The organism is Bradyrhizobium sp. HKCCYLRH3059 (genome assembly GCF_051168035.1).
Taxonomy (GTDB): domain Bacteria; phylum Pseudomonadota; class Alphaproteobacteria; order Rhizobiales; family Xanthobacteraceae; genus Bradyrhizobium.
This window is the reverse complement of record NZ_JBNPUF010000004.1, coordinates 163,909-188,407: the sequence shown is the minus strand read 5'-3', so window position 1 is coordinate 188,407 and position 24,499 is coordinate 163,909. Positions and strand designations below refer to the sequence as shown.

19 protein-coding genes and 1 pseudogene are annotated in these 24,499 nt (G+C 66.0%); 12 read left to right on the top strand and 8 right to left on the bottom strand.

Annotated elements, in window-relative coordinates; all coding sequences use genetic code 11:
- Positions 1–257 precede the first annotated feature (257 nt).
- Entirely contained in the window at positions 258–1,493 is a 1,236-nt protein-coding gene (locus tag ACQR13_RS14715) for a LysM peptidoglycan-binding domain-containing protein (RefSeq protein ID WP_316207687.1), read from the top strand.
- 63 nt (positions 1,494–1,556) lie between these two features.
- Here the strand turns inward: ACQR13_RS14715 and ACQR13_RS14710 are convergent, their stop codons facing one another.
- A complete protein-coding gene (locus ACQR13_RS14710; RefSeq protein ID WP_315751679.1) occupies positions 1,557–2,921 on the bottom strand; it encodes a M23 family metallopeptidase in 1,365 nt (454 codons plus the stop codon).
- A gap of 105 nt (positions 2,922–3,026) precedes the next feature.
- On the bottom strand, positions 3,027–3,728 hold the full coding sequence (locus ACQR13_RS14705; protein ID WP_315826877.1) for a peroxiredoxin: 702 nt from the start codon (positions 3,726–3,728) through the stop codon (positions 3,027–3,029).
- 516 nt (positions 3,729–4,244) lie between these two features.
- Between ACQR13_RS14705 and ACQR13_RS14700 the strand changes: the two genes are divergently transcribed.
- Positions 4,245–7,943, top strand: a complete 3,699-nt coding sequence (locus ACQR13_RS14700) for a YhdP family protein (RefSeq protein WP_316225440.1) — start codon at positions 4,245–4,247, stop codon at positions 7,941–7,943.
- A gap of 51 nt (positions 7,944–7,994) precedes the next feature.
- Here the strand turns inward: ACQR13_RS14700 and ACQR13_RS14695 are convergent.
- The 3 genes and pseudogenes from ACQR13_RS14695 to tyrS all read right to left on the bottom strand — a co-directional run.
- A pseudogene (locus ACQR13_RS14695) lies at positions 7,995–8,574 on the bottom strand (methyl-accepting chemotaxis protein); the annotation flags it as partial.
- Positions 8,575–8,698: 124 nt separating this feature from the next.
- Entirely contained in the window at positions 8,699–9,958 is a 1,260-nt protein-coding gene (locus tag ACQR13_RS14690) for an MFS transporter (RefSeq protein ID WP_434842991.1), read from the bottom strand.
- A 55-nt stretch (positions 9,959–10,013) separates the two neighbouring features.
- On the bottom strand, positions 10,014–11,267 hold the full coding sequence (gene tyrS, locus ACQR13_RS14685; protein WP_315712161.1) for a tyrosine--tRNA ligase: 1,254 nt from the start codon (positions 11,265–11,267) through the stop codon (positions 10,014–10,016).
- 193 nt (positions 11,268–11,460) lie between these two features.
- Between tyrS and ACQR13_RS14680 the strand changes: the two genes are divergently transcribed.
- Positions 11,461–12,564: an anhydro-N-acetylmuramic acid kinase gene (locus tag ACQR13_RS14680; protein WP_315751675.1), complete on the top strand. Its 1,104-nt coding sequence runs from the start codon at positions 11,461–11,463 to the stop codon at positions 12,562–12,564.
- Positions 12,565–12,645: 81 nt separating this feature from the next.
- Complete coding sequence (locus tag ACQR13_RS14675; protein WP_315751674.1) at positions 12,646–13,323, top strand: glutathione S-transferase family protein; 678 nt, start codon at positions 12,646–12,648, stop codon at positions 13,321–13,323.
- Positions 13,324–13,473: 150 nt separating this feature from the next.
- Here the strand turns inward: ACQR13_RS14675 and ACQR13_RS14670 are convergent, their stop codons facing one another.
- A complete protein-coding gene (locus tag ACQR13_RS14670) occupies positions 13,474–14,121 on the bottom strand; it encodes an alpha/beta hydrolase (protein ID WP_008971476.1) in 648 nt (215 codons plus the stop codon).
- Positions 14,122–14,439: 318 nt separating this feature from the next.
- Positions 14,440–15,288 carry a LytTR family DNA-binding domain-containing protein gene (locus ACQR13_RS14665; RefSeq protein ID WP_434862930.1) on the bottom strand — a complete coding sequence of 283 codons (849 nt, stop codon included), beginning with the start codon at positions 15,286–15,288 and terminating at the stop codon, positions 14,440–14,442.
- A gap of 115 nt (positions 15,289–15,403) precedes the next feature.
- Between ACQR13_RS14665 and ACQR13_RS14660 the strand changes: the two genes are divergently transcribed.
- The 8 genes from ACQR13_RS14660 to ACQR13_RS14625 all read left to right on the top strand — a co-directional run bounded on the left by ACQR13_RS14660 (position 15,404) and on the right by ACQR13_RS14625 (position 23,101).
- Positions 15,404–16,561 carry a cysteine desulfurase family protein gene (locus ACQR13_RS14660; RefSeq protein ID WP_316192601.1) on the top strand — a complete coding sequence of 386 codons (1,158 nt, stop codon included), beginning with the start codon at positions 15,404–15,406 and terminating at the stop codon, positions 16,559–16,561.
- Between the two features lie 90 nt (positions 16,562–16,651).
- Entirely contained in the window at positions 16,652–18,148 is a 1,497-nt protein-coding gene (sufB, locus tag ACQR13_RS14655; RefSeq protein WP_315712155.1) for a Fe-S cluster assembly protein SufB, read from the top strand.
- A gap of 114 nt (positions 18,149–18,262) precedes the next feature.
- Positions 18,263–19,015 carry a Fe-S cluster assembly ATPase SufC gene (gene sufC / locus ACQR13_RS14650; protein ID WP_315712154.1) on the top strand — a complete coding sequence of 251 codons (753 nt, stop codon included), beginning with the start codon at positions 18,263–18,265 and terminating at the stop codon, positions 19,013–19,015.
- A 22-nt stretch (positions 19,016–19,037) separates the two neighbouring features.
- Positions 19,038–20,351 (top strand): Fe-S cluster assembly protein SufD, encoded by a 1,314-nt coding sequence (sufD, locus tag ACQR13_RS14645; RefSeq protein WP_315751670.1) that lies wholly within the window; start codon positions 19,038–19,040, stop codon positions 20,349–20,351.
- Positions 20,348–21,595 (top strand): cysteine desulfurase, encoded by a 1,248-nt coding sequence (locus ACQR13_RS14640; protein ID WP_315712152.1) that lies wholly within the window; start codon positions 20,348–20,350, stop codon positions 21,593–21,595. Before sufD ends, ACQR13_RS14640 begins: the two co-directional genes overlap by 4 nt.
- Positions 21,592–21,963, top strand: coding sequence for an SUF system Fe-S cluster assembly protein (locus ACQR13_RS14635; protein ID WP_316203582.1), 372 nt, complete (start codon positions 21,592–21,594; stop codon positions 21,961–21,963). Before ACQR13_RS14640 ends, ACQR13_RS14635 begins: the two co-directional genes overlap by 4 nt.
- A gap of 61 nt (positions 21,964–22,024) precedes the next feature.
- Entirely contained in the window at positions 22,025–22,426 is a 402-nt protein-coding gene (locus ACQR13_RS14630; RefSeq protein ID WP_315712149.1) for a HesB/IscA family protein, read from the top strand.
- A 117-nt stretch (positions 22,427–22,543) separates the two neighbouring features.
- Positions 22,544–23,101 carry a TfoX/Sxy family protein gene (locus ACQR13_RS14625; RefSeq protein WP_316202041.1) on the top strand — a complete coding sequence of 186 codons (558 nt, stop codon included), beginning with the start codon at positions 22,544–22,546 and terminating at the stop codon, positions 23,099–23,101.
- A 31-nt stretch (positions 23,102–23,132) separates the two neighbouring features.
- On the opposite strand, the gene ACQR13_RS14620 is transcribed toward ACQR13_RS14625, so the two are convergent.
- A complete protein-coding gene (locus tag ACQR13_RS14620) occupies positions 23,133–24,200 on the bottom strand; it encodes a GGDEF domain-containing protein (RefSeq protein WP_315751668.1) in 1,068 nt (355 codons plus the stop codon).
- Between the last annotated feature and the right edge of the window lie 299 nt (positions 24,201–24,499).

Genomic DNA, 24,499 nt, shown 5'->3' with positions numbered 1-24,499 from the left:
GATGTGCTGGTGCGGCTCAGCATCGGCCTCGAGGAGCCGGGCGAGTTGGGGGAAGATTTGTCGCGCTTTGTCGACGCGCTCGGCGCGGCGTGAGCCGGCCGGGTCCGGGCGCGGCCGGGCCAGCCATGGGCGGCCTCGGCGGCCGGTATCCCGGAATTGTCCGGTGTCGTGCCCGCCCGGCTGCAATGGTGTTTCGCCGGACCGGATGGTATGGCTCGACACACGCGCGATCGACGCGACCAGCAATGGACCGAGGCATGATCATGAGCGGCAAGCCGGTGATCCGGATCATTCTTGGGGTCGCGGCCCTCGTGGTCCCGGCGGCAGCGCTGGTCGTCGTGTTCGATCCCACGCTGATCCGTGACGTCCCGATCATCGGGCGGGACAGAACGGCCGCGAGCGGAGCGGCAATCCCGGCGGCCGAAGCGCCGGGCCAGTCCGCATCGGTTCCGACCGCCGAGCAAGCGCCGTCCGCCGCGGACCATGGTCGCGGCGCGAGCCCGCTTGCGACGATGCAGCAGCAGGCGAGTGGTCTTGCCGACGCGCTGGGCCCGCTGGTTCCACAGTCGGGCGCCGAAAGCGATGGTCCGGCGTTCGATGTCGTCAACGTCGCTCCTTCGGGTGACGCCGTCGTCGCCGGGCGCGCAGCGCCCGGCGCCACCGTGGAGCTGCTGCGCAACGGCGAGGTTCATGACCGCGTCGTTGCCGACCGGGCCGGACAGTTCGCCATGGTGCCGCCCCGTCTCCCTGCCGGAACCTACGATCTGACCCTGCGATCGAAGCTCGCCGACGGACACGAGGTGACGTCGAAGCAGAGCGTGGCGGTGAACGTCGAGGCCGGGCGGCAGCAGGCCACGGTGGCTCTGCTGTCGCCGGATGAGCCGACGCGCGTTCTGTCGAAGCCGGCCGGCGCGATCCCGCAGGCGCTGGCGGTGGACGCGGTGGATCACGAGACGAATGGCGTCCTGCGCGTCAACGGCCGGGCGCGTCCGGGCGCGACGGTGAGGCTTTATTTGAACGATCGCCTGATCTCATCGACGGTGGCGGGTGCCGACGGACGTCTCAGCATCGCGATCGGCAAGGACGTCAGCCGGGCGGGCAAAGACCGGATCAGGCTCGACGAGGTCGATCCGGCATCCGGCTCCGTCCAGGCGCGCGCCGAGGTCCCGTTGAGCCTGCCCGACGACGCGACGACTGCATCGCTGTCCTCGGCTGTTGCGGGGACCGAGAGGGCCAAGGCTCGCGCGGCCGCTCAGTCCACGCTGGTCGCAGCTGCAGGCAACCCGCGTGAGGCGATCGTGCCCGCTGCCAGAGGCGAGCCGAAGATGACGACGGTCACGGTCGCCCGCGGCGATAGCTTGTGGCACATCAGCCGCCGCCTGCTCGGGGGCGGCACGCGCTACGCGGTCATCTACAAGGCAAACCGGGAGCAGATCCGAAGTCCCGATCTGATCTATCCGGGGCAGGTCTTCATGCTCCCGGCCAAGCGATAGGCCCGGCTCCGGAGCGCCCCCGCGGGGCGCTGCACCGCACCAACTTGATGTGAGCTGACTGACCTAGCCCGCGCTAAGCCGGACGCCGGCGCGCAGGAATTTCTGCGGGTCGACGGCTTCGCCGTCGATGCGGGTCTCGTAGTGCAGATGCGGGCCGGTCGAGCGGCCGGTCGAGCCGACCTCGCCGATGATGTCGCCGATCTTCACATGCTGGCCGATCTTGACGTTGATCTCGGAGAGATGGCCGTAGCGGGTGGAGAGGCCGTTGCCGTGATCAACCTCGACCATGCGGCCGTAGCCGCCGGCCCAGCCGGCGTTGACCACCTTGCCGTTGGCGGTGACGCGGACCGGATCGCCGGTGGCGGCGCGGAAGTCGAGGCCGGTGTGCATGGCTGGGCGGCCGAGGAACGGATCGGAGCGCACGCCGAAGCCGGAGGTGAACTCGACCTCGCCGATCACCGGCTTGCGATAAGGCACCAGCGACAGCGTGCGGTTCATCTTCTCGACCTGGGCGCGGGTGATGCTGATGCGGTAGAGCTGGCGCTCGAACGGACCGGATTCGGCGCCGAGCTTGACCGGCACGAACGGGCCGCCCATGCCGCCCTTCGGCGCCGCCGCTTCGAGCTGACCCATGTCGAGGCCGAGATCGGTGATGACGCCGCGCATCCGGCGCAGCTTCGATTCCAGCGTCTCTTCGGCCGAGGACAGCATCGCGATCTGCCGCGCCTCGACCTGGTCGAGCGAGCGCGTCAGCCGCGTCAGCACGTTGTCGACGCCGGCGAGCTTGGTCGATGGGTTCGGCTGCGCGTTGGCCATCACAGGGCTGCGCGATTCGAGCCGGGCCTCGCGGTCCGGCGGCGCCGTGAAGATCACGGTGTCGCTGATCGGCGACGGCTTGGGCGTGGCTGGCGCCGACGGCGGCTCGATGGAGACAGGCGCGCGCGCCGGGGCGCGGATCGAGCCGGTGATGTCGGGCATGCTGCCGAGCGCGGTGGCGCGGCCTTCAAGCGCGCTCTGGCGCTTCAGGATCTGGTCGAGCTTCTGGTCGAACTGCTCCTGGTCGAGCAATTGCCGGCTGGTGGCGCGATCGACCTTGGCGCGTAGCTCGGCGATGCGGTCCTCATAGGCGTATTGCATCTCGGCCTGGCGCGCGATCAGCCGCGTCAGCACGTCGTCGCGAAACGCGAAATAGGTCGCGGTCGCCGCCGACCACAGCCCGAGCAGGCTGACGGTGCCGACCACGATCCAGAACACCACCGGGCCGATGCGCACCTGCTTGCCGGCATGCACCAGCGTGTAGTCGCTCTGCGACGCGGCCGCGACCGGCGCCGGATGGCTGACGGGGGCGCGCCGATGGTGATGGGCGTGCCCACGGTCATGAGAATGGTGCTGGGGATATTCGGCGTGATGGCCGGAACGATACGACATCGGCACTCCCGCGCCGGCCGGAGATCGTCGTTCCAGCGGCGTCATTTACGGGAGCGATTTGACCCCTGCATGGTTAATTTTCCGCCAACGCCGTCAGGCGCATTCTCAGAGCGCGCGCGCCGCCGCGAGCACCGCGTCGGCATGGCCGTCGACCTTGACGTTGCGCCACACTTTGGCGACGCGGCCGTCGGCGCCGATCAAGACGGTGCTTCGGATGATGCCGAGAAACTTGCGGCCATAGAGCGACTTCTCGCCCCAGGCGCCGTAGGCCTCCAGCATCTCATGTGTCTCGTCCGAGATCAGGGGCACGGCGAGATCGTGCTTGTCGCGGAAATTGTCCTGCGCCTTGACCGAATCGGCGGAGACGCCGAGCACTGCGGCGCCGGCGGCCGCGAAGTCCTTCGACAGGCGGGTGAAGTCGATCGCCTCCTTGGTGCAGCCGGGCGTATTGGCCTTGGGATAGAAGAACAGCACGAGCTTCTGGCCGCCGTAATCGGCCAGCGAAACGGTTCCGCCGCCATCGCGCGGCAGCTTGAACGCGGGTGCCTTGACGCCCTCGGCGAGGCCCGTTCCAGTGGTGGCTGGCGTCCTGGGCCCGGCCTTCGCAGCTCCCGTTTTGGTGGTCGCGGCTTTGGACGTCGCGGTCTTTGCGGAGGTCGTCTTTGCGGAGGTCGTCTTGGTGGCTTTCGTCACTGCCGGTTTGGCCGTCTTCTTGGTGGCCTTCTTGGCCGCGGTGGCGAGCCGGTTCCCGTCAATCGCCCCGTAGGACGCCGGGTTGGAGGATTTCTTTTGTGATTCCTTTGACATACGCCTTCCTTTCGTCGCTTTCGGCGGCTCAAAAATGAAAGTATCTCGGTTCTTGTCCGGTGTCCCGGGATCGATCTGGAATCCGTGCTTCGCGGCGCGCAGGGGATCGTGTCTCTTGCGATGAAGCGAAGATCACGGCTACCAGCAGGCGTGAGCACCAGCGCAGTTGAGCACAGTGCAATGACGACTCTCGTACCGTCTCCGGATCAGACGTCCCCGCCACAGAATTCGTCCGGCGGTGGAGAGGCGCCGGTCCGCTGGCGCGAGCAGGTGGGCAAACCTGACGGCGGCGGGGTATAGTGACGAGGATGTCGCGCGTCGTCCGCGCCGCCGGCGAAGCGCCAGCGGCGTGTTGACAGCACCCGCCGAAGCGTGACGGGATCATTTGGGGCATCGAGTCCTGCCGGCAGTGAGCACGCGCGCTGCGTGAACGGGCGGGGCCACACCGGCGACCAACCTGGCCGAGGCCAGGTTGGCACGAATGTTTCGGACACGAGGGGCCGGCACCGAGAGGCAATGGCAAGACAGACATCACCCCACCGGCCCCATCTGCAAGCGGACACCCAGGGCCAGCAGTGGGATGAGGCCGACTGGGATGTGGCCGACCAGTATGAGGCTGCCGCCGAGCACGACGAGACGGTCGGGCAGCGCGCCCGGCGCCTGTTGTCGCGGCCCGATTCGGGCGGGAGCACCGGTCGATTCGGCTGGGCGCGTCCGCGTCTGCCGGGCGGCCGCGTGGCCAAGCGGATCGTCATCACGCTGGCATCGCTCATGCTGCTCGTCGGGCTCGGCTTCGCCGGCCTGTGGCTGCGGCTCGGTGCGGGCCCGATCAGCCTCGATCTGGCGACGCCGTGGCTCGCGGCGGCGATCGAGGACAATATCGGCCACGGCAACACCGTCGAGGTCGGCGGCACCCAGATCGAGCGTGCCGGCCGGATCAGGATCGCGGTCCGGATCCGCGACATCATCGTGCGCGATCAGGATCACGCCATCGTCGCCAGCGCGCCCAAGGCCGAGGTGCGGCTGTCCGGCGCCGCGCTGCTGATGGGCCAGTTGCGTGCCGAGAGCCTCAAGCTGGTCGACGCCGAGCTCGCGATTCGCATCACCCCGGACGGCACCGTCACGGTGTCGACGGGGGAGACCACCAAGCCGCTGGCAACGGGCGTCGCCTCCAAGCGCGATGCCGGCCTGCCGCCGACATTCCCGCGACCGGGACAGGCCGCGCCACCGCCCAACGCACCGGGACCGCAGGCCGGCTCGCAGCCAGCACCGCCGGCCATGTCGACTGTGTCCGCGACCGCTGCGCCGAACGGCCTGCTCGCCGGCCTGGACTGGCTCGACAGCCTCAGCCTCACCGGGCTCGATGGCCAGAACCTGAACGAGATCGGGTTGAAGAACGGCGTGCTGATCGTCGACGACCAGCAGCGCGGCAACAAATGGACGTTCGAGAACATCAGCCTCAGCCTGCGCCGGCCGTCCGGCGGCGGGGTGGCGCTGAGCCTCGGCGAAGAGGGCGCCAAGCCGTGGCAGCTGCGCATCCTGGTCGGGCCCCAGGCCAACGGCGTGCGCACGGTGGACATCAAGGCCGACAAGGTCTCCACCAGCAACATCCTGCTGGCGATGCGGCTCAAGGATCTCACCTACATGGCGGACCTGCCCATGACCGGCGAGATCAAGGGCGAGCTCGCGCGCGACGGGCTGCCGACCTATCTGCGCGGCAAGATCAACATCGGCGCGGGCAAGATCATCGACACCGATACGCCCGACTATCCGATGGCGATCGACTCCGCCGAGATCAGCATGGAATGGGACGCCGGGCGCCGCGTGCTGATCGCGCCATTGAAGGTGATCTCGGGCGCCAACCGCATCACGCTCAACGCCAATCTCGAGCCTCCGAACGACACCGCAAACGACTGGCGGCTGGGTCTCAACGGCGGCACCATTCTGCTCGGCGCCATCGAAAACGAGCCACCGCTGATCTTCAACCGCATCTCGATCAACTTCCGCTTCGACACCGAGGGCAAGCGCGTGCTGCTGACGCAGGCGGAGGTCTCCAATGGCGAGATCGGCGTCGCCGGCACCGGCAGCGTCGACTATGCCGGCGAGCCGCGGCTGAAGCTCGGCTTCGCGGCGACGCCGATGCCCGCGCTGGCGATGAAACGGATCTGGCCGGCGCTGATCGTGCCGGAGGTGCGGGCCTGGATCATCGAGCGCATCGAGCGCGGCTCGGTGCAGCGGATCGACGTCGCCGTCAATTCGCCGACGCGCAACCTGCCGCGAAAGGGGCCGCCGATTCCCGACGATGGTCTCGACGTCAACATCGTCGCCACCAATGTCACCGTGCATCCGGTCGACGGCTTGCCGTCGGTGCGCGATGCCGACGTGAAGGCGCATGTCACCGGCCGCACCGCGACGGTGACGATCGGGCAGGGCGTCGCGGATACGCCGGCCGGGCGCAAGCTCAACTTCTCCGACGTCGTGTTCGAAGTACCGGACATGGCGCCGAAGCCGTCGCCGTCGCGGGTACGCATGCGCGTCGAAGGGCAGGTCGCCGCTGCCGCCGAAATCCTCGCCTCCGACCGGCTCAACGATCTGTCGTCGATGCCGATCGATCCCAACCAGACCAAGGGAACGTTCCAGGCCAGCGTCAATCTCGCGATGCCGGTCAAGGGCGAACTGACCAAGGCCGACACCAGCTACGCGGTCACGGCCGATCTCAATGGCTTTGCCGCCGACAAACTGGTGATGAACCAGAAGCTCGAGGCCAACACGCTCAAGATCGTGGCCAACACCGCCGGCTATCAGGTGAAGGGCGACGTCAAGATCAACGGCCAGCCGGCCACGCTCGACTATCGCAAGCCGACGGAAGGCGACGCCGACATCAAGATGCAGGCGATCCTCGACGATGCCAGCCGGGCCCGGCTCGGCATGGATCTGGGCACCGCGATCACCGGCAACGTGCCGCTCAAGCTCAATGGCAAGATCGCCGGCTCCAGCGATCGCGACAGCCGCATCGGCGTCGAGGCCGATCTGACCCAGCTCAAGCTCGACAACCTGCTGCCGGGCTGGGTGAAGAATCCGGGCAAATCCGGCAAGGCCACCTTCAACGTTGTCGCCAAGCAGCAATCGACACGCTTCGAGGACATCAACATCGAAGGCGGCGGCGTCTCCATCAAGGGCTCGCTGGAAGTCGACCAGAACGGCGACCTGATGAACGCCAACTTCCCGACCTATTCGCCGTCGGAAGGCGACAAGACGCAGCTCAAGGCCGAGCGCGGCCAGGACGGCGTGCTGAAGCTGTCGATGCGCGGCGACGTATTCGACGGCCGCGGCTTCCTGAAGTCGGCGATCTCGGGCACCAACAAGGACGCCGACAAGAACAAGGCACGCTCCAACCTCGACTTCGACGCCGAGGTCAAGCTCGGCGCCGTTGCCGGCTTCAACGGCGAGGCGCTGCGCAGCGTCGACCTCAAGTTCTCCAGGCGCGGCGGCGCCTTCAAGAGCTTCAATTTGACCGGCAAGGTCGGCCGCGACACGCCCGTCACCGCCGACATCCGCGTCGGCCGCGAGGCGCCGAGCGCCGATCCTCGCGCGCGTCGCCAGGGCCGCGAGGTGATCTATCTCGTAACCAACGATGCCGGCGCGCTGCTGCGCTTCGCCGACACCTATTCCAAGATGGCTGGCGGCGAGCTGGAACTGGCGATGGAGCCGCCGACGGCCGACTCCAGCCCCAAGGAAGGCCTGGCGATCGTTCGCAACTTCACCGTCAGGGGTGAGCAGGCGCTGGATCGCGCCGCCTCCGGCGCAGCACAGGGCGCCTCGCAAGGCATCGCCTTCACCATGCTGCGCGCGGAGTTCACGCGGCAGAACGGGCTGCTCTCGATCCGCGACGGAGTCGTCAAGGGACCGACGCTCGGCCTGACCATCGAGGGCAGCATCGACTACAACGTCAACCAGGTCCGGGCTTCGGGCACGATCGTGCCGCTGTACGGGCTGAACAACATGTTCAACCAGATCCCTATCGTCGGGCTGTTCCTCGGCGGCAGCAATGAAGGTCTGTTCGGCGTGACCTATGAGGTTGTGGGCACGCCAAGCCAGCCTGTGGTGCGCATCAACCCGATCTCGGCCATGCTGCCGGGCGTGACGCGCAAGATCATGGACTTCAACACCGGCAAACAGCCATACCCGCCGGCGGAGCTGCCGCCGAACAATTGACGCTGCCGGCCGCCGGCGTTCGGCGACGTCAACAGACCCGATCGATGCGGTTCAGGCGGCTCTGACGCCAGCAAGGAAGGTGTCGACCTCGCGGGAGAGCTGCTCGGCCTGCTTGGAGAGGTTGCCGGCCGCGATCAGCAGGTGGCCGGCGGCGCTCCAGGTCTCATTGGCCGCCGTCGAGACGCCGCCGATGTTGGCGGTGACCTCGCGGGTGGCCTGCGCGGTCTGGGTGACGTTGCGCGCGATCTCCGCGGTGGCCGGTCCCTGTTCCTCGATCGCCGATCCGATCGTGGCCGCGATCGCGGACACCTCCTCGATGGTCAGGGTGATGCCGTCGAGCGCGCCGACCGCTTCCCGCGTCGCGTTCTGGATCCGGGCGATGCGGTCGCCGATCTCCTGCGTGGCCTGTGCCGGTCTGGCTTGCCAGGCTCTTCACCTCCGCCGCGACCACGGCAAAGCCGCGCCCGGCTTCGCCGGCGCGCGCGGCCTCGATCGTGGCGTTGAGCGCCAGCAGGTTGGTCTGGCCCGCGATGCTCGAGATCAGCTCGGCGACGTGCTCGATCTGCTTGGCGCCATCGGCCAGGGCGCGGACGATCCCGTCGGTATGGCGCGCGCTTTCGACGGCGCGTCCTTGCCGAAACAACTATCATCAAGCAGCCTACTAATCATGAACGCGTGGTTGTTGTGCGCCGTCCACTATGTGGACGGGCGGCTGTCGGAGCGCGCAAGCACATCGTGCTTGGACCGCGGGCCAATTACGTGCGAAGGGCCGGAACGACCAGGAACGGGATCATGCCGATGACGACGCTCACGAGCGCGAGCAGAATGACGGCATCATAGCCGTGGGTGAGATCGTGGATGACGCCGCCGCTCCATGATCCTAGTGCCGATCCGAGCCCGCTGCCGATCGTGATCGTGCCGTAGATGGTGCCAAGCCGCCTGCCGCGGAAGATCTTCATCGCGGTCGCCGACAACAGCGGCCCGCGCGAGCCGATCATGCTGCCAAAGCAGACGACGAAGCCGGTGAGCAGGAAGATGTTCGGCGAGAATTGCAGCGCCCACAGCATCAGGATTCCTGCGATCGATACGGCGTAGGAGAACAGCACCGACGGCCGCCGGCCGATCAGCCCGTCGAGGGCCGAGACGCCGAGCATGCCGAACAGCAGCACCACGCCCGAGAAGCCCCAGGCGGTGGCGGCCTGCAGCGGCGCAAAGCCGGCATCGATCAGATAGGCGACGACCTGCGGCGCGATCGCATACATGCCAACGGCGGTGAAGAAGAAGGTCGAGAACAACGCCCAGAAGGCGTGATGGCGCAGCGCCCGCGACAAGGTCCAGGCATCGCCGGCGAGCTCGTCGGCGACAGGCCTGGTGATGTGGGGCGCGCCGGCGGCAAACAGCCGCCAGGGCAGCAGCGCCAGCGGCACCAGCAGGATGAAGGCGGCGGCGCCGAACGCCTGATATGTGCTGCGCCACCCGGTCGCGTCGATCAGCAGTTGCGAGCCCGGCAGCAGGATCAGCACGCCGGCGCCGGTGGCGGAATAGATCACCGCCATCGCGGTCGGCAGCTTCTTGCCGAACCAGCGGCCCAGCAGGATCGAGTTGGGGACGTTGCCGATCAGCGCGATGCCGATGCCGACGCACAGGCCGATGCTGATCTGGAACTGCCACAGCGCCTGCGCGTGCGCCGCGGCCGTGAAGGCGGAACCAAGCAGCAGGAGGCCGAGCGCATACACGGCGCGTGGTCCGGAGTAATCGAACAGCCGCCCGATCAGCGGTGCGGCGAGGCCGCCGGCGAGCGCCGTCAGTGAATAGATCGAGACGACTTCGGAACGGTCCCAGCCGAAGCTGTCGGAGATCGGCTTGAGAAAGACGGTGAAGCTTTCTCCCAGCCCGCGGCCAATCACCGATAGCGCAAAGCAGAGACCCAGCACCACGAACGCCATGCGCACGCGTGGTGGAGCTGTCGGAGTTTCCTCGGCTTGCGCAGGCTCTCGCGGCGCGCTGATCGTCATGCCCTGAGGGAGCGCCTTTCGGCCTTCCCTGACAAGCAGGCAAAAGCGAATGCGGCTATGCAGGCCTGACCAGCACGTGGCGCTTCTTGCCCAGCGACAGCTTGATCACGCCCTCGCTGGTCAGTGCAGCCGGCGTCAGCGCCATCTTCTCGTCGGTGACCGCAATGTCGTTGACGCGCAGGCCACCGCCCTTGATCTGCCGCCGCGCCTCGCCGTTGGAGCCGACGAGGCCGGCCTTGACGAAGGCGTTGAGCACGCCAAGGCCAGCGTCGAGCTCGGCCTGCGGCACCTCGACCGTCGGCAGGTTCTCGGCGATGGCGCCTTCCTCGAAGGTGCGGCGGGCGGTCTCGGCAGCGGTGCGTGCCGCCTCTTCGCCATGCAGCAAGGTGGTGGCCGCATCGGCCAGTGCCTTCTTGGCCTCGTTGATCTCGGCACCCTGCAGTGCACCGAGCTTCTCGATCTCGGACAGCGGCAGCGTGGTGAACAGCTTGAGGAACTTGACGACGTCGGCGTCCTCGGTGTTGCGCCAGTACTGCCAGAAATCATACGGGCTGCACTGGTCGGCATTGAGCCAGATCGCGCCCTGCGCGGTCTTGCCCATCTTGGCGCCGGATGCGGTGGTCAAGAGCGGCGTGGTCAGCGCGAAGAGCTGCTCGGTGCCCATGCGGCGTCCGAGCTCGACGCCGTTGACGATGTTGCCCCACTGGTCGGAGCCGCCCATCTGCAGCCGGCAGCCGGTGCGCCGCGCCAGCTCGACGAAGTCGTAGGCCTGGCAGACCATGTAGTTGAACTCGATGAAGCTCATCTCCTGCTCGCGCTCAAGCCGCAGCTTGACCGAGTCCATGGTCAGCATGCGGTTGACCGAGAAATGCCGGCCGATGTCGCGCAGCATCTCGATCCAGTTCAGCTTCGTCAGCCATTCGGCATTGTCGAGCATGATGGCGTCGGTGGCGCCATTGCCGTAGCGCAGCACCTTGGCGAACACGCCGCGGATCGACGCCTTGTTGGCCTCGATCTCCTCGACCGTGCGCATCGCGCGGGTCTCGTCCTTGCCGGAGGGATCGCCGACCATCGTCGTGCCGCCGCCCATCAGGGTGATCGGCTTGTTCCCGGTCTGCTGCAGCCAATACAGCATCATCATGGTCAGGAAGTTGCCGATGTGCAGCGAGCGTGCGGTGCAGTCGTAGCCGACATAGGCGGTCGCCTGGCCCTTGGCGGCGAGGGCATCCAGCCCCTCGAAATCCGAGCACTGATGAATGAACCCGCGGCTCTGCAGCACGTTCAGGAAATCAGACTTGAAGCCAGTCATTGTCGGCGACTCTGAGCATTTGTTTACGGTATTGACCGCTTGTCGCGGGGACGTGCGGGAGGCACATGCCACGGATACGGGCGTTGTGGCATTATAAGATGCGCCGGGCTTGTACAAGCATGTGCACGGCCTGGGCGGGACCTCAAATCGGCCGTACTTGGCAAGCAGGGCAGGGTTTTCAGGTTCGACTGCAATGATTCTGACCGCACTTGGCCTCATGAGTGGCACCTCGCTCGACGGGGTGGACGTGGCCCTGATCGAGACCGATGGGCGGCAGGTCAAGAGCCTCGGTCCCTCGGGCTACCGGGCCTATAGCGCCGCGGAGCGCAGCCTGCTGCGCGAGGCGCTCGCCGATGCGGTGCAGATCGAGCGGCGCGATGCGCGCCCCGGACGGGTGCGCGACGCCGAGCGCGTCGTGACGGTGGCGCATGCCGAGGCGGTCGCCGCGTTCCTGGCGCAGCACCGGCTCAAGCCCGAGGACATCGATATCATCGGCTTCCACGGCCAGACTGTGCTGCACCGCCCCGAGCGCCGCCTGACCGTGCAGATCGGCGACGCGGCCGTGCTTGCCAAGTCCGTCCACATCCCGGTGATGCACGATTTCCGCGCCGCCGACGTCGATTTCGGCGGGCAGGGCGCGCCGTTCGTACCCGTCTATCACCGCGCCCTGGCGCAGTCGCTGTCGCGCGCGGGGCCGATCGCCGTGGTCAATATCGGCGGCGTCTCCAACATCACCTATATCGACGGCGACGACGTGCTGATCGCCTGCGACACCGGTCCCGGTAATGCGCTGCTCGACGACTTCATGCACCGGACCACGGGACAGGCATTCGATCAGGATGGCCGCGTGGCGGAGCAGGGCAACCCGGACGAGGCCTGGATCACCAGCGCGCTGGAAATGCCCTTCTTCGCGCTGCCGCCGCCGAAATCTCTCGACCGCAATGATTTTGCCGCGCTGAAGCTGGGCGATGTGAAGCCGGCGGACGGGGCCGCGACCCTGACGGCGTTCACGGCCGCAGCGATTGCCCGCATCGTCCCGCTGCTGCCGAAGCCGCCGGCGAGCTGGATCGTCTGCGGCGGCGGCGCCCGCAACCATACCATGATGCGGATGCTACGGGAGCGTGTCGCGCCGGCGAGCGTCGAATCGGCCGATGCGCTGGGCTGGTCGGCGGACGCCATCGAGGCCCAGGCGTTCGGCTTCCTGGCGGTCCGCGGCATGAAGGGCCTGCCGCTGAGCTATCCCACCACCACCGGCGTGCCGTTTCCGATGACCGGCGGAGTGATCGCGCGACCATGATCTATGCATCTGCATGAACCTTGACAGTTCCATGCGCGTGCATCTAGTTTGATGCATCTGCATCAAACTGCCGAGGATGTCATGGCGCCTGCCCTGAAGCTGATCAGCCACAAGCTCTGCCCCTATGTGCAACGCGCCGTCATCGCGCTCACCGAGAAGGGCGTCGCATTCGAGCGGATCGACATCGATCTCGCCAACAAGCCCGACTGGTTCCTGAAGATATCGCCGCTCGGCAAGGTGCCGGTGCTGGTCGTGCCGACGGCGCAAGGCGAGGTGGCGCTGTTCGAGAGCAACGTGATCTGCGAGTACATCGAGGACACGCAAGCCGGCGCGCGGCTGCATCCCGAGGGCGCGCTCGCGCGTGCGCAGCATCGCGCCTGGATGGAGTTCGGTTCAGCGATCCTCGGCGATCTCTGGGGCCTGGAGACGACGCAGGATGCCGGGGTGTTCGCGGCCAAGCGCGAGGCGCTGACGGCGAAGTTCGTCCGCGTTGAGGCTGCGTTGGGCGAGGGGCCGTATTTCGATGGCGTCCGCTTCAGCCTGGTCGACGCCGTGTTCGCGCCGATCTTCCGCTACTTCGATGTGTTCGATGGCTACGGCGATCTCGGCATCTTTGCGTCCACGCCGAAGGTTCGGGCGTGGCGCGATCGGCTCGCGCAGCGGCCGAGCGTGAGGACGGCGGTCAGCGCCGACTATCCGCAGCTGCTGCGCGCGTTCCTCGCGCGGCACGATGCGTATTTGTTGAAGCAGGCGGCGTAGGGAGGTTGTTGTCGTACCGAGCGCTCACGCCACTCACAGTGCCATCGCCCGGCTTGACCGGGCGATCCAGTATTCCGAGACGCTGATGATCAGCCGAGAAGCCGCGGCGTACTGGATCACCCGCTTTCTTTCGCGGGTGATGACGCAACCTCACCTCACATTGGCGAGGCGCATGTCGAGATAGGCGGTGATGGTTTCCATCAGCGGCTCGAGCTTGCCGTCGAAGAAGTGGTTGGCGCCGGGGATGACTTGCTGGTCAATCACGATGCCCTTCTGCGTCTTCAGCTTCTCGACCAGCGTGTTGACGTCCTTGGGCGGCACCACCGCATCGCGCTCGCCGTGCACGATCAGGCCCGAGGACGGGCAGGGCGCCAGGAACGAGAAGTCGTAGAGGTTGGCGGGCGGCGCGATCGAGATGAAGCCCTCGACCTCCGGGCGGCGCATCAGGAGCTGCATGCCGATCCAGGCGCCGAACGAGAAGCCGGCGACCCAGCAGGCGCGAGCTTCGGGGTTGATGGTCTGCGCCCAATCGAGCGCGGAGGCCGCATCGGACAGCTCGCCGGTGCCGTGATCGAACGAACCCTGGCTGCGGCCGACGCCGCGGAAATTGAAGCGCAGCACCGAAAAGCCGCGATGCGCGAAGGCATAGTAGCACTGGTACACGATCTGATGGTTCATCGTGCCGTGGAACTGCGGATGCGGATGCAGGATCATCGCGATCGGCGCGTTCTTCTGCTTCGCCGGATGGTAACGGCCTTCGAGGCGGCCGGCCGGACCGTTGAAGATGACTTCAGGCATCAGAGAATCCTTGGCAGAGCGTCGACCGACTTCGTCCATGCTTCATCTGGCGCCTCGCCGACGAGTTCAGCAGGAAAAGTGGTGATCGAGCGCCATCCGTTCGCTTGGACGGAGCAGCGCTGGCGTGACTGGAAGTTGGCCTTCTAGCATGGAGCGCGGGGCAAAAAGCAAGGATTTTCAACGCCCGGCAAGGCGGCTGCGGCAGGGATGCAGACCGGGCCGCCGATACAGCGGCGGGGCGAAGCGGTCGCGGAACGTGATCCGAATGCGCCTGCAATTCGATGAAAATACTGGCGTTTTCGTCTGCGGCCCGGCCGTTCAGCGCAGCGACGCCGTCTGCTCCAGCTGCGCAACGGCGCTGCGATAGCGGCGGCTGCCCTGCGCGGATTGTCCGTTGTCGAAGGTCAGGCCGAAATCGCCCGTTGGCAGGACCGAAAGCGCGGCGACCCGGGCCATGTTGACCAGCCGGCCGCGGTGGATGCGGACGAGCGCGAAGCGAGCGAGCTCGACCTCGGCGGCCGACAAGGTGCCGCGGATCAGATGTCGCCTGCCGTCGGCCATGGCATATTCGACGTAGTTGCCGGCCGCGGCGACCCATAGGATGTCGGCCGGCGAGATGCGGATGCGGCTCGCGCCGTCGCGCAGCCAGAGCGTGGCAGGGGCAGGCGGCTCGGATCGCCGTGTCGGCTCTCGGACAGCGCTCGCGCGATAGCCGTCGTACAGCCAGAGCGTGGCACCGATGAGGAGCGCCGTCATGACGTCCTTGCGGAACTCGTACACGATGGTGGCCAGCGAGAGCTGGAAGTCGTAGGCGCCGCCCGCGGTCCACATCAGCAGCTTGCGGAGCGTCACCATGCCAATCATGTGAAGCGCAGAGAAGGCGACCACGGCGGCAATTGCGAGCGCGATGTGACGTGCCATGGTAGCCGGACCCAGCCGGATGGAACGAACCGTAGCGACCAGCAGCGGCGCCAGCAGGATGAGGACGACAATGCTCGTCATCTCCCACAGCAACTGTTTTTCCAGATCATAGGCCGCGCCCAGCCTGACGGCATCGTGGGCGGCGGAAAGGGCGTTGACGACGCCGATGCCGAGCGAGAGCCCGGCCATGATCGCGTAGAAGGTCCGATCATTCGGACGCAGCATCGAGCCGACAAGCTTGTTCATGGCAACGGACCCGCTATCTCAATCTCGCGCCCGACAATATCACGCTGGCCGTCGCGCATCATCATGGCGCGGGCGAGCGATGGTCGTTCGTGGCCCGAGTTGATAAGAACGAGCCATGGCCGACAGGATCTATCTCGACTGGAATGCGACGACCCCGCTGCGACCGCAAGCGCGCGCGGCGATTCTCGCCGCCATGGATCTGGTCGGCAATCCCTCGTCGGTTCACGCCGAAGGCCGCAAGGCGCGGCGGCTGACCGAGGAGGCCCGCGAGGTGATCGCCCGGGGGCTCGGCACCGTCGCGCGCCGCGTGGTGTTCACCTCCGGCGGAACCGAGGCCAATGTGCTCGCCTTGAGCCCCGGCCTGCGCGCGCCGGCCGGCCCGGTCGAGCGGCTGCTGGTGTCGGCGGTCGAGCATGCCTCGGTGCTGGCCGGCGGCCGGTTCGCGCCATCAGCGGTGCAGACGATCCCGGTCGACTCCTCCGGCGTGGTCGATCTCGGCCGCCTGGAAGCCCTGCTGGCCGGAGGGCCGCCGGCGCTGGTATCCGTCATGGCCGCCAACAACGAGACCGGGGTGCTTCAACCGGCTTCGAAAGTTGCTGAGATCGTGCACCAGGCGGGCGGCCTGCTGCAGGTCGATGCGGTCCAGGCATTTGGAAAAATACCCTTCGATATCAAAGAGATGGGCGCAGACCTTGTAACCATCTCTGCGCACAAGATCGGCGGACCCAAGGGCGTCGGCGCGCTGGTTCTGGGCGCTGGTGTGGAGGAGCCGATTCCGGTTCTCCGCGGTGGCGGCCAGGAGCGCGGTCGCCGGGCTGGAACCGAAAACGTGGCAGGAATTGCCGGATTTGGCGCCGCGGCCGGTGCTGCCCTGGCTGAGCTCGAGGTCGACCTGCCCCGGATCACGGCGCTGCGCGACCGGCTGGAAACGGGCCTTCGTCAAACCGCTGGCGTGACGGTATTTTCCTCCGAAGCGGCGCGGCTTCCGAACACGACGCTGTTCACGGCGCCGGGGCTGAAGGCCGAGACAGCCGTGATCGGGTTCGATCTCGAAGGAATCGCGGTGTCTTCCGGCTCGGCCTGCTCGTCCGGCAAGGTCCAGCCCTCCCATGTCCTGGAAGCGATGGGCGCCAGTTCCGCAGCAGCCCAGGGAGCGGTGCGCCTCAGTCTGGGCTGGTCCACGACGGAGGCGGACGTCGATCGCGGCCTGCAGGCTTGGCGAAAGCTGTCATTGACCCTACTTAAAGGTGGCGACGAAACCGTGCTTGAGTGATTCTAAGGGCGTGATTTCGTCGAGGAAACGTCGTAAGACGGTTCCAGAACGTGTCCACCGCGGTCCTTGAAACCGCGAGCGGAGGATTGAATGCCAGCCGTACAAGAGACGGTCGACCGCGTCAGGCGGATCGACGTCGACCAATATCGCTATGGGTTCGAGACCGTCATCGAATCCGAGAAGGCTCCGAAGGGGCTTTCCGAAGACACCGTCCGCTTCATCTCGGGCAAGAAGAACGAGCCCGCCTGGATGCTCGAATGGCGCCTTGAGGCCTATCGCCGGTGGCTGACCATGACCGAGCCGACCTGGGCGCGCGTCGACTATCCGAAGATCGATTTCCAGGATCTCTACTACTACTCGGCGCCGAAGCCGAAGAAGCAGCTCTCCTCGATCGACGAGATCGATCCGGAGATCCTGAAGACCTATGAGAAGCTCGGCATTCCCTTGCGCGAGGTCGCGATCCTCGAAGGCGTCGAGCCGGTGCCCGGCGCCGGCAGCCCCGAGACGCGCAAGATCGCGGTCGACGCCGTGTTCGATTCGGTGTCGGTGGCGACGACGTTCAAGGAGGAGCTGAGGAAGGCCGGCGTGATCTTCATGCCGATCTCGGAGGCGATCCGCGAGCATCCCGAGCTCGTACAGAAATATCTCGGCAGCGTGGTGCCGACGTCCGACAATTTCTACGCGACCTTGAATTCGGCGGTGTTCTCCGACGGCTCGTTCGTCTACGTGCCGCCGGGCGTGCGCTGCCCGATGGAGCTGTCGACCTACTTCCGCATCAACGAGCGCAACACCGGCCAGTTCGAGCGCACGCTGATCATCGCCGACAAGGGCGCCTACGTAAGCTACCTCGAAGGCTGCACGGCGCCGCAGCGCGACGAGAACCAGCTGCATGCCGCCGTGGTCGAGCTGATCGCGCATGACGACGCCGAGATCAAGTACTCGACGGTGCAGAACTGGTATCCGGGCAATTCGGAAGGCAAGGGCGGCATCTATAATTTCGTCACCAAGCGTGGCGACTGCCGCGGCGACAATTCCAAGATCTCCTGGACCCAGGTCGAGACGGGATCGGCGATCACCTGGAAATATCCGAGCTGCATCCTGCGCGGCGACAATTCGCGCGGTGAGTTCTATTCGATCGCGATCTCGAACGGCTATCAGCAGGTCGATAGCGGCACCAAGATGATCCATCTCGGCAAGAACACGACCAGCCGGATCATCTCCAAGGGCATCGCCGCAGGCCGCTCGCAGAACACCTATCGCGGTCTCGTCACGGCGCATCGCAAAGCCACCGGCGCGCGCAACTTCACGGCCTGCGATTCGCTGCTGATCGGCGACAAATGCGGCGCGCATACCGTGCCGTATATCGAGGCCAAGAATTCCTCGGCCACCTTCGAGCACGAGGCGACCACGTCCAAGATCTCCGAGGACGTGCTGTTCTACTGCATCCAGCGCGGTCTTTCGCAGGAGGAGGCGGTCGGGCTCGTCGTCAACGGCTTCGTCAAGGACGTGCTGCAGCAGCTCCCGATGGAGTTCGCGGTCGAGGCGCAGAAGCTGATCTCGATCAGCCTCGAAGGTTCGGTCGGCTGAGGCCACATTGCAGCGGGGCCGCGGCGCGGCCCGCTCGTACTGACATCGATATCATTCGACCTCGGACCCGATGGAATCGGTGTCGCCAGGGCAAGCGTTGAGCGGAAACAGATCATGGCACTACTCGAAATCAACAACCTGCAGGTCCGCGTCGAGGAGCGCGAGATTCTCCACGGCCTGACGCTGTCGATCGACGCCGGCAAGGTGCACGCGATCATGGGGCCGAACGGCTCCGGCAAGTCGACGCTGTCCCACGTCATCGCCGGCAAGCCGGGCTATGAGGTGACCGGCGGTGAGATCCTGTTCAAGGGCGAGGATCTGCTTGCCATGGCGCCGGACGAGCGTGCCGCCAAGGGCGTGTTCCTGGCGTTCCAGTATCCGGTCGAGATCCCCGGCGTCGCCACCATGACCTTCCTGCGCACCGCGCTGAATGCGCAGCGCAAGGCGCGCGGCGAGGAGGAGTATTCGACGCCGGACTTCCTCAGGAAGGTGCGCGAGATCTCGAAATCGCTCAGCATTCCGCAGGACATGCTCAAGCGCGGCGTCAATGTCGGCTTTTCCGGCGGCGAGAAGAAGCGCAACGAGGTGCTGCAGATGGCCCTGTTTCAGCCGTCGCTCTGCATCCTCGACGAGATGGATTCCGGCCTCGACATCGACGCGCTGCGCATCGCCGCCGACGGCGTCAACGCGCTGCGCTCGCCGGAGCGCTCGATGATCGTGATCACCCACTATCAGCGGCTGCTGAACTACATCGTCCCCGACGTCGTTCATGTGATGTCGAAGGGCCGCGTCGTGAAGAGCGGCGGCAAGGAGCTCGCGCTCGAGCTGGAGGCGTCCGGTTACGCCCAGTTCGAAGACGCGGCCTGAGCCTCGCGTGAATGGATCTGTGATGAACGTAGCTTTGGTCAAGAACGACAGCGGTCCGGCGGCGAGCAGCTTGCTCTCTGCCGCTTGGGGCCGTCTGCCCGGCACCGGCAAGGTGGCCGATATCCGGCGCGAAGCCTTCTCGGCTTTCGAGCGCACAGGCCTGCCGCACCGTCGTATCGAGGAATGGAAGTACACCGATCTGCGTGCGCTGATGCGCGAGGTGCTGCCGCTGGCAGGCGCGCCGGATGCGGCGGCGCTGGCGCGGGCTAAGGCCGTGCTGGCTTCTGTTGCCGTCGACGGTGCTCGGAAGCTGGTGCTGGTCGACGGCGTGTTCGTGGCGGAGCTCTCGGATATTTCGGCCTCCGAGGATGGTGTCAAGGTTCGCACGCTTCGCGAGGCGCTGCAGAGCGCCGGCAGCGAGCGGCTGCTGGAGACGACTGTCAACGATGCGATGGTCCTGTTGAACGGGGCGCTTGCGACCGACGGAGTCCTGATCTCCGTGGCGGACGGTGCAAAGCTCTCGCATCCGCTGCAGATCATTCACATCGCGACAGCATCGCAAGCATCGCGTGCCAGTCGCTCACATCTTTCGGTGGGGAACGGCGCGCAGGCCACCTTGATCGAAAGCGCGATCGCCGCCGATGATGCCTCAGGCTATCAGGCCAATGACGCCGTGGTCGTCTCCCTCGGTGATGACGCTGCGCTGTCCACCATTCGCCTGATGCGCGATGCCAGCGATGCTGTGAACATCACCTCAGCCAGGTACGAGGTCGGTGCGCGGTCGAAACTCAATCTCTTCAACATGACGACAGGCGGCGCCGTCAGTCGTCTGCAGGGCTTCATTACTCTCAAGGGCGAAGGCAGCGAGCTGATCGTCAACGGCGTCAACCTGCTGCGTGACAAGCAGCATGGCGACCTGACGCTCGTCGTCGACCATGCGGTGCCGGGCTGCACCAGCCGCGAAAACTTCCGCGCGGTGCTCGACGATCGCGCTCATTCCGTGTTCCAGGGCCGCATCATCGTCCGCCCCCACGCGCAGAAGACCGACGGCAAGATGATGACCCGTGCGCTGCTGCTGTCCGACGAGGCCGAGGCCGACTCGAAACCGGAACTCGAGATCTTCGCCGACGACGTCTCCTGCGGCCACGGCGCCACCGCTGGCGCGCTCGACGACAGCCTGTTGTTCTATTTGCAGGCCCGCGGCCTGCCGGAGAAGCAGGCCCAGGCGCTGCTGATCCAGGCCTTCGTCGGCGAGGCGATCGAAGCGATAGAGGACGATGCTCTGCGCGAGCGCGTCATTGCAGCCGCCCAGGACTGGATGGAGGCGCGCGCATGAGTACGCATCCCGCCGTCTCCAACGGCTCCTACGACGTCGCCCGCATCCGCGAGGATTTTCCTGCGCTGGCGCTGCAGGTCTACGGCAAGAAGCTCGTCTACCTCGACAACGCGGCGTCGGCGCAGAAGCCGCGCGCGGTGCTCGATCGCATGACGCAGGCCTACACCAGCGAATACGCCAACGTGCATCGTGGCCTGCACTATCTCGCCAACGCCGCGACCGAGGCCTATGAGGGCGGCCGCGAGCGGGTCACGCGCTTTCTCAATGCACGGCGCAGCGAGGAGATCATCTTCACCCGCAACGCGACCGAGGCGATCAATCTCGTGGCGTCGTCGTGGGGCGGACCGAACATCGGCGAGGGCGACGAGATCGTGCTCTCGATCATGGAGCACCATTCCAACATCGTGCCCTGGCACTTCTTGCGCGAGCGCCAGGGCGCGGTGATCAAGTGGGCTCCGGTCGACGACGACGGCAATTTCCTGATCGACGAGTTCGAGAAGCTGCTCACGCCGAAAACCAAGCTGGTCGCTATCACCCAGATGTCGAACATGCTCGGCACGCTGGTCCCGGTGAAGGAGGTCGTGCGCATTGCGCATGCGCGCGGCATTCCGGTGCTGGTCGATGGCAGCCAGGCCGCCGTGCATCTCGCCATCGACGTCCAGGACATCGACTGCGACTTCTACGTCTTCACCGGCCACAAGCTGTACGGGCCGACCGGCATCGGCGTGCTCTACGCCAAGTACGACCACCTCGTTGCCATGCGCCCCTACAATGGCGGCGGCGAGATGATCCGCGAGGTTGCGCGCGACTGGGTCACTTATGGCGATCCGCCGCACAAGTTCGAGGCTGGCACCCCGATGATCGTCGAGGCGGTCGGGCTCGGCGCCGCGATCGATTACGTCAACTCGGTCGGCAAGGAGCGCATCGCCGCGCATGAGCACGACCTGCTCACCTATGCCCAGGATCGGCTGCGTGAGATCAACTCGCTGCGGCTGATCGGCACCGCCAAGGGCAAGGGCCCTGTGATCTCGTTCGAGATGAAGGGGGCGCATGCCCATGACATCGCGACCGTGATCGATCGGCAGGGCGTCGCGGTGCGTGCGGGCACGCACTGCGTGATGCCGCTTTTGGAGAGATTCAACGTCACGGCGACCTGCAGGGCCTCGTTTGGCATGTACAATACGAGGGAAGAGGTCGATCAGCTTGCACAGGCATTGATCAAGGCGCGGGAATTGTTTGCATGACCGACACGGCCGACGTCAAAACTCAGTCCGTCGAAACGCATTCGGCGCTGCCGCCGGAGGAGACCGAGCGGCTCTCCAGCGAGATCATCGCGGCGCTGAAGACGGTGTTCGATCCGGAGATCCCGGCCGACATCTACGAGCTCGGCCTGATCTACAAGGTCGACATCAAGGACGACCGCAGCGTCGACGTGATGATGACGCTGACGACGCCGAACTGTCCGGCGGCGGGCGAGCTGCCGACCACGGTGGAGAACGCGATCGCGAGCGTCCCGGGTGTCGGCGTCGTCAACGTCAGCATCGTCTGGGAGCCGCAATGGACGCCGGACCGGATGAGCGACGAGGCCCGGCTCGTCCTGAACATGTGGTGAGACGAGCGGGCACGAAGTTTGAATAGTAAGGGCGGATCACATACCCCGCCGGGATGACGCCATGACCAGCACGACGAATTCGACAGCGCCTGTTGCCAAGCCCAAGCCGCGGCCCCGCCCGCAGGTGATGCGGCTCACCGATGCGGCGGCCAAGCGCATCCGTGAGCTCACCGATCGCGCCGAGTCCGAGATCATCGGATTGCGTGTCGGCGTCAAGAATGGCGGCTGCGCCGGTCAGTCCTACACGGTCGAGTATGCCCATGATATCCGGCCGACCGACGAGGTCGTCGAGGACAAGGGCGTCAAGATCCTGGTCGATCCCAAGGCCGTGCTGTTTCTGCTCGGCACCGAGATGGACTATCAGGCTGACAAGATGCAGGCCCAGTTCGTCTTCAACAATCCGAACCAGATCAGCGCCTGCGGCTGCGGCGAGTCGGTGCAGCTCAAGCCGGCCGAGGTCTGATCGTCCGCTTCCAGCCAGTGCGGCTCCGGAGCTGTCGCGTTCCGGACATTGACACGCGCCACCTTCCCGACCGAAAACTCCAGGCGAGCACGTGGGGTGTTGGCGGGAGCTGGAGCGATGGACCGCGAATTCCTGATCGATCTGTTCGCCGGCTTCGGTCCGGTCACGATCCGGCGGATGTTCTCCGGCTTCGGCATCTCCGCCGACGGCATCAACTTCGCGCTTGCGCTGCGCAGCGGCCTTTATCTCCGTGCTGACGAAACCAGCTTTGCCAGATTCGAGGAGGCCGGATCCAAGCCGTTTTCCTACGAGACCCGCGCGCGGACCATGACGGTGCGGTCGTATTGGCAGGTGCCGGCACATCTGTTCGATGACACCGACGAGTTCGCGGTCTGGGCGAGAGATGCATTCGCAGCGGCCCAGAGGGCGGCCTTGAGCAAGCGGACCAGCAAGAAGCGGGCGGCGCGGGGCAACGGACTGGTCCCGACCCGGGGTGGGGCGAAGCCTGGACCAACCAGGCCGGCAGTGAAAAAGACCAAGCCGGCCAAGACGGGAAAGGTGGCCAAGAGCGTTGACAAGAGCGCAGACAAGCGTCCCGCCGGTCGCAAAACACGCAGCGCGACAGTGGCGCGGGGCCGGCAGACGTCGCGCGCAGCATCATCGCGAACACGCTGATGCTCCATATGCGTCGCTGGCGACCTTGCCGTCAGGCGACCTGACCTCGCGTCGTCGTCGCGTATTCGGGATCGTTCTCGCATACCACCTTGTTGCGGCCGTTGCGCTTGGCGGCATAGAGGCAGGCGTCCGCGCGCTCGATCAGGGCGTCGGTGTCATCGCCGGCCCGCAGCACGGATACGCCGACCGAGATGGTCACACGTCCGAGAATCTCTCCCGTTGATTTCTTCTTGAGCTCCTTTGCCGTGACGGCGCGGCGGATGTGATCGGCCACCGTCAGCGCGTGCTGTAGCGAGGTGTTGGGCAGCACGACGGCGAACTCCTCGCCGCCGTAGCGCGCTGCGATATCCTGGCCCTTGATGGCGTGCTTCAGGGTCATCCCGACCAGGCGCAGTACCTGGTCTCCGGTGAGATGTCCGTAGGAATCGTTGAAGGACTTGAAGTGGTCGATGTCGAACATCAACAGCGACAGCGGCTGCTCGGTCGCGAGCCCCGACTGCACCGTCGTCTCGATCATCCGGTCGAAATATTTGCGATTGCCGAGGCCGGTGAGGGGATCGGTCAGGCTCTCGGCCCGAATCACCTCCAGGCTGTGCTGCAGCCCGCTGATCTCGTCCTTGGACAGCGTCAGCCGCTCTTCGAGGATCCGGTTGGTTTCGCGCATCTGCTTGGTCGAATGGGCCAGCGCCTCGATGATGTCGACCAGTTGCTCGCGGCTGGTGGCCGATGCGAGTCGTTGATCGGCGCCCGCGAGGCTCGCATCGTAGCTCGCCGTCCTGCCGAGAGCATCGGTGAGCATGTTCACCAGGTCGTCGATCTCGCCGACGACGCGCGCGCCGACCTTGTCGATGCGATCCGACGTCTTGAGCTGCGCGAGGTAGGAGTCGTAGAGCTGATCGAGATCGGACTGCGACAGCTTGCCGTTGCGCGAAAGCGTCTCGTTGATGATCTCGTTCAGCGGTGCGTTGTAGCCCGTCGCGTAGACGTACCAGACCTCGTAATTGCGCGGATTGGCCGAATGGCGGAGCGTTCTGATCTGGCTGAGCGCGACTTCGGCGAAGCCTATCGTGCGTTCGTGTTCGTCAAGCGCATTGACCACCACAGGTTCCCCCCAATCGCCCGCGTCGCCGTCGTCGTCACAGCAATGAAATAAACAATGCCGGGCAAGCTAAAGGACGTTTGTGAACCAGGGGTAAATACGGCCGTAGAGTCCCGGATGCGCCGCGCCGTGGATACGGGAACGGCAGCTCATATGTTCAATGAGCTACATAGGATGCTGCTGGAAACTTGCTGACGCGGGCTGGAACTGTTCGGTCGACGCACGCCTCGCCGAGAGCTCAGCGCTGTCGACTTAAGTCAGGTCTACGAATGCAGCGGCTGATGTTCCGGGCGACCGCA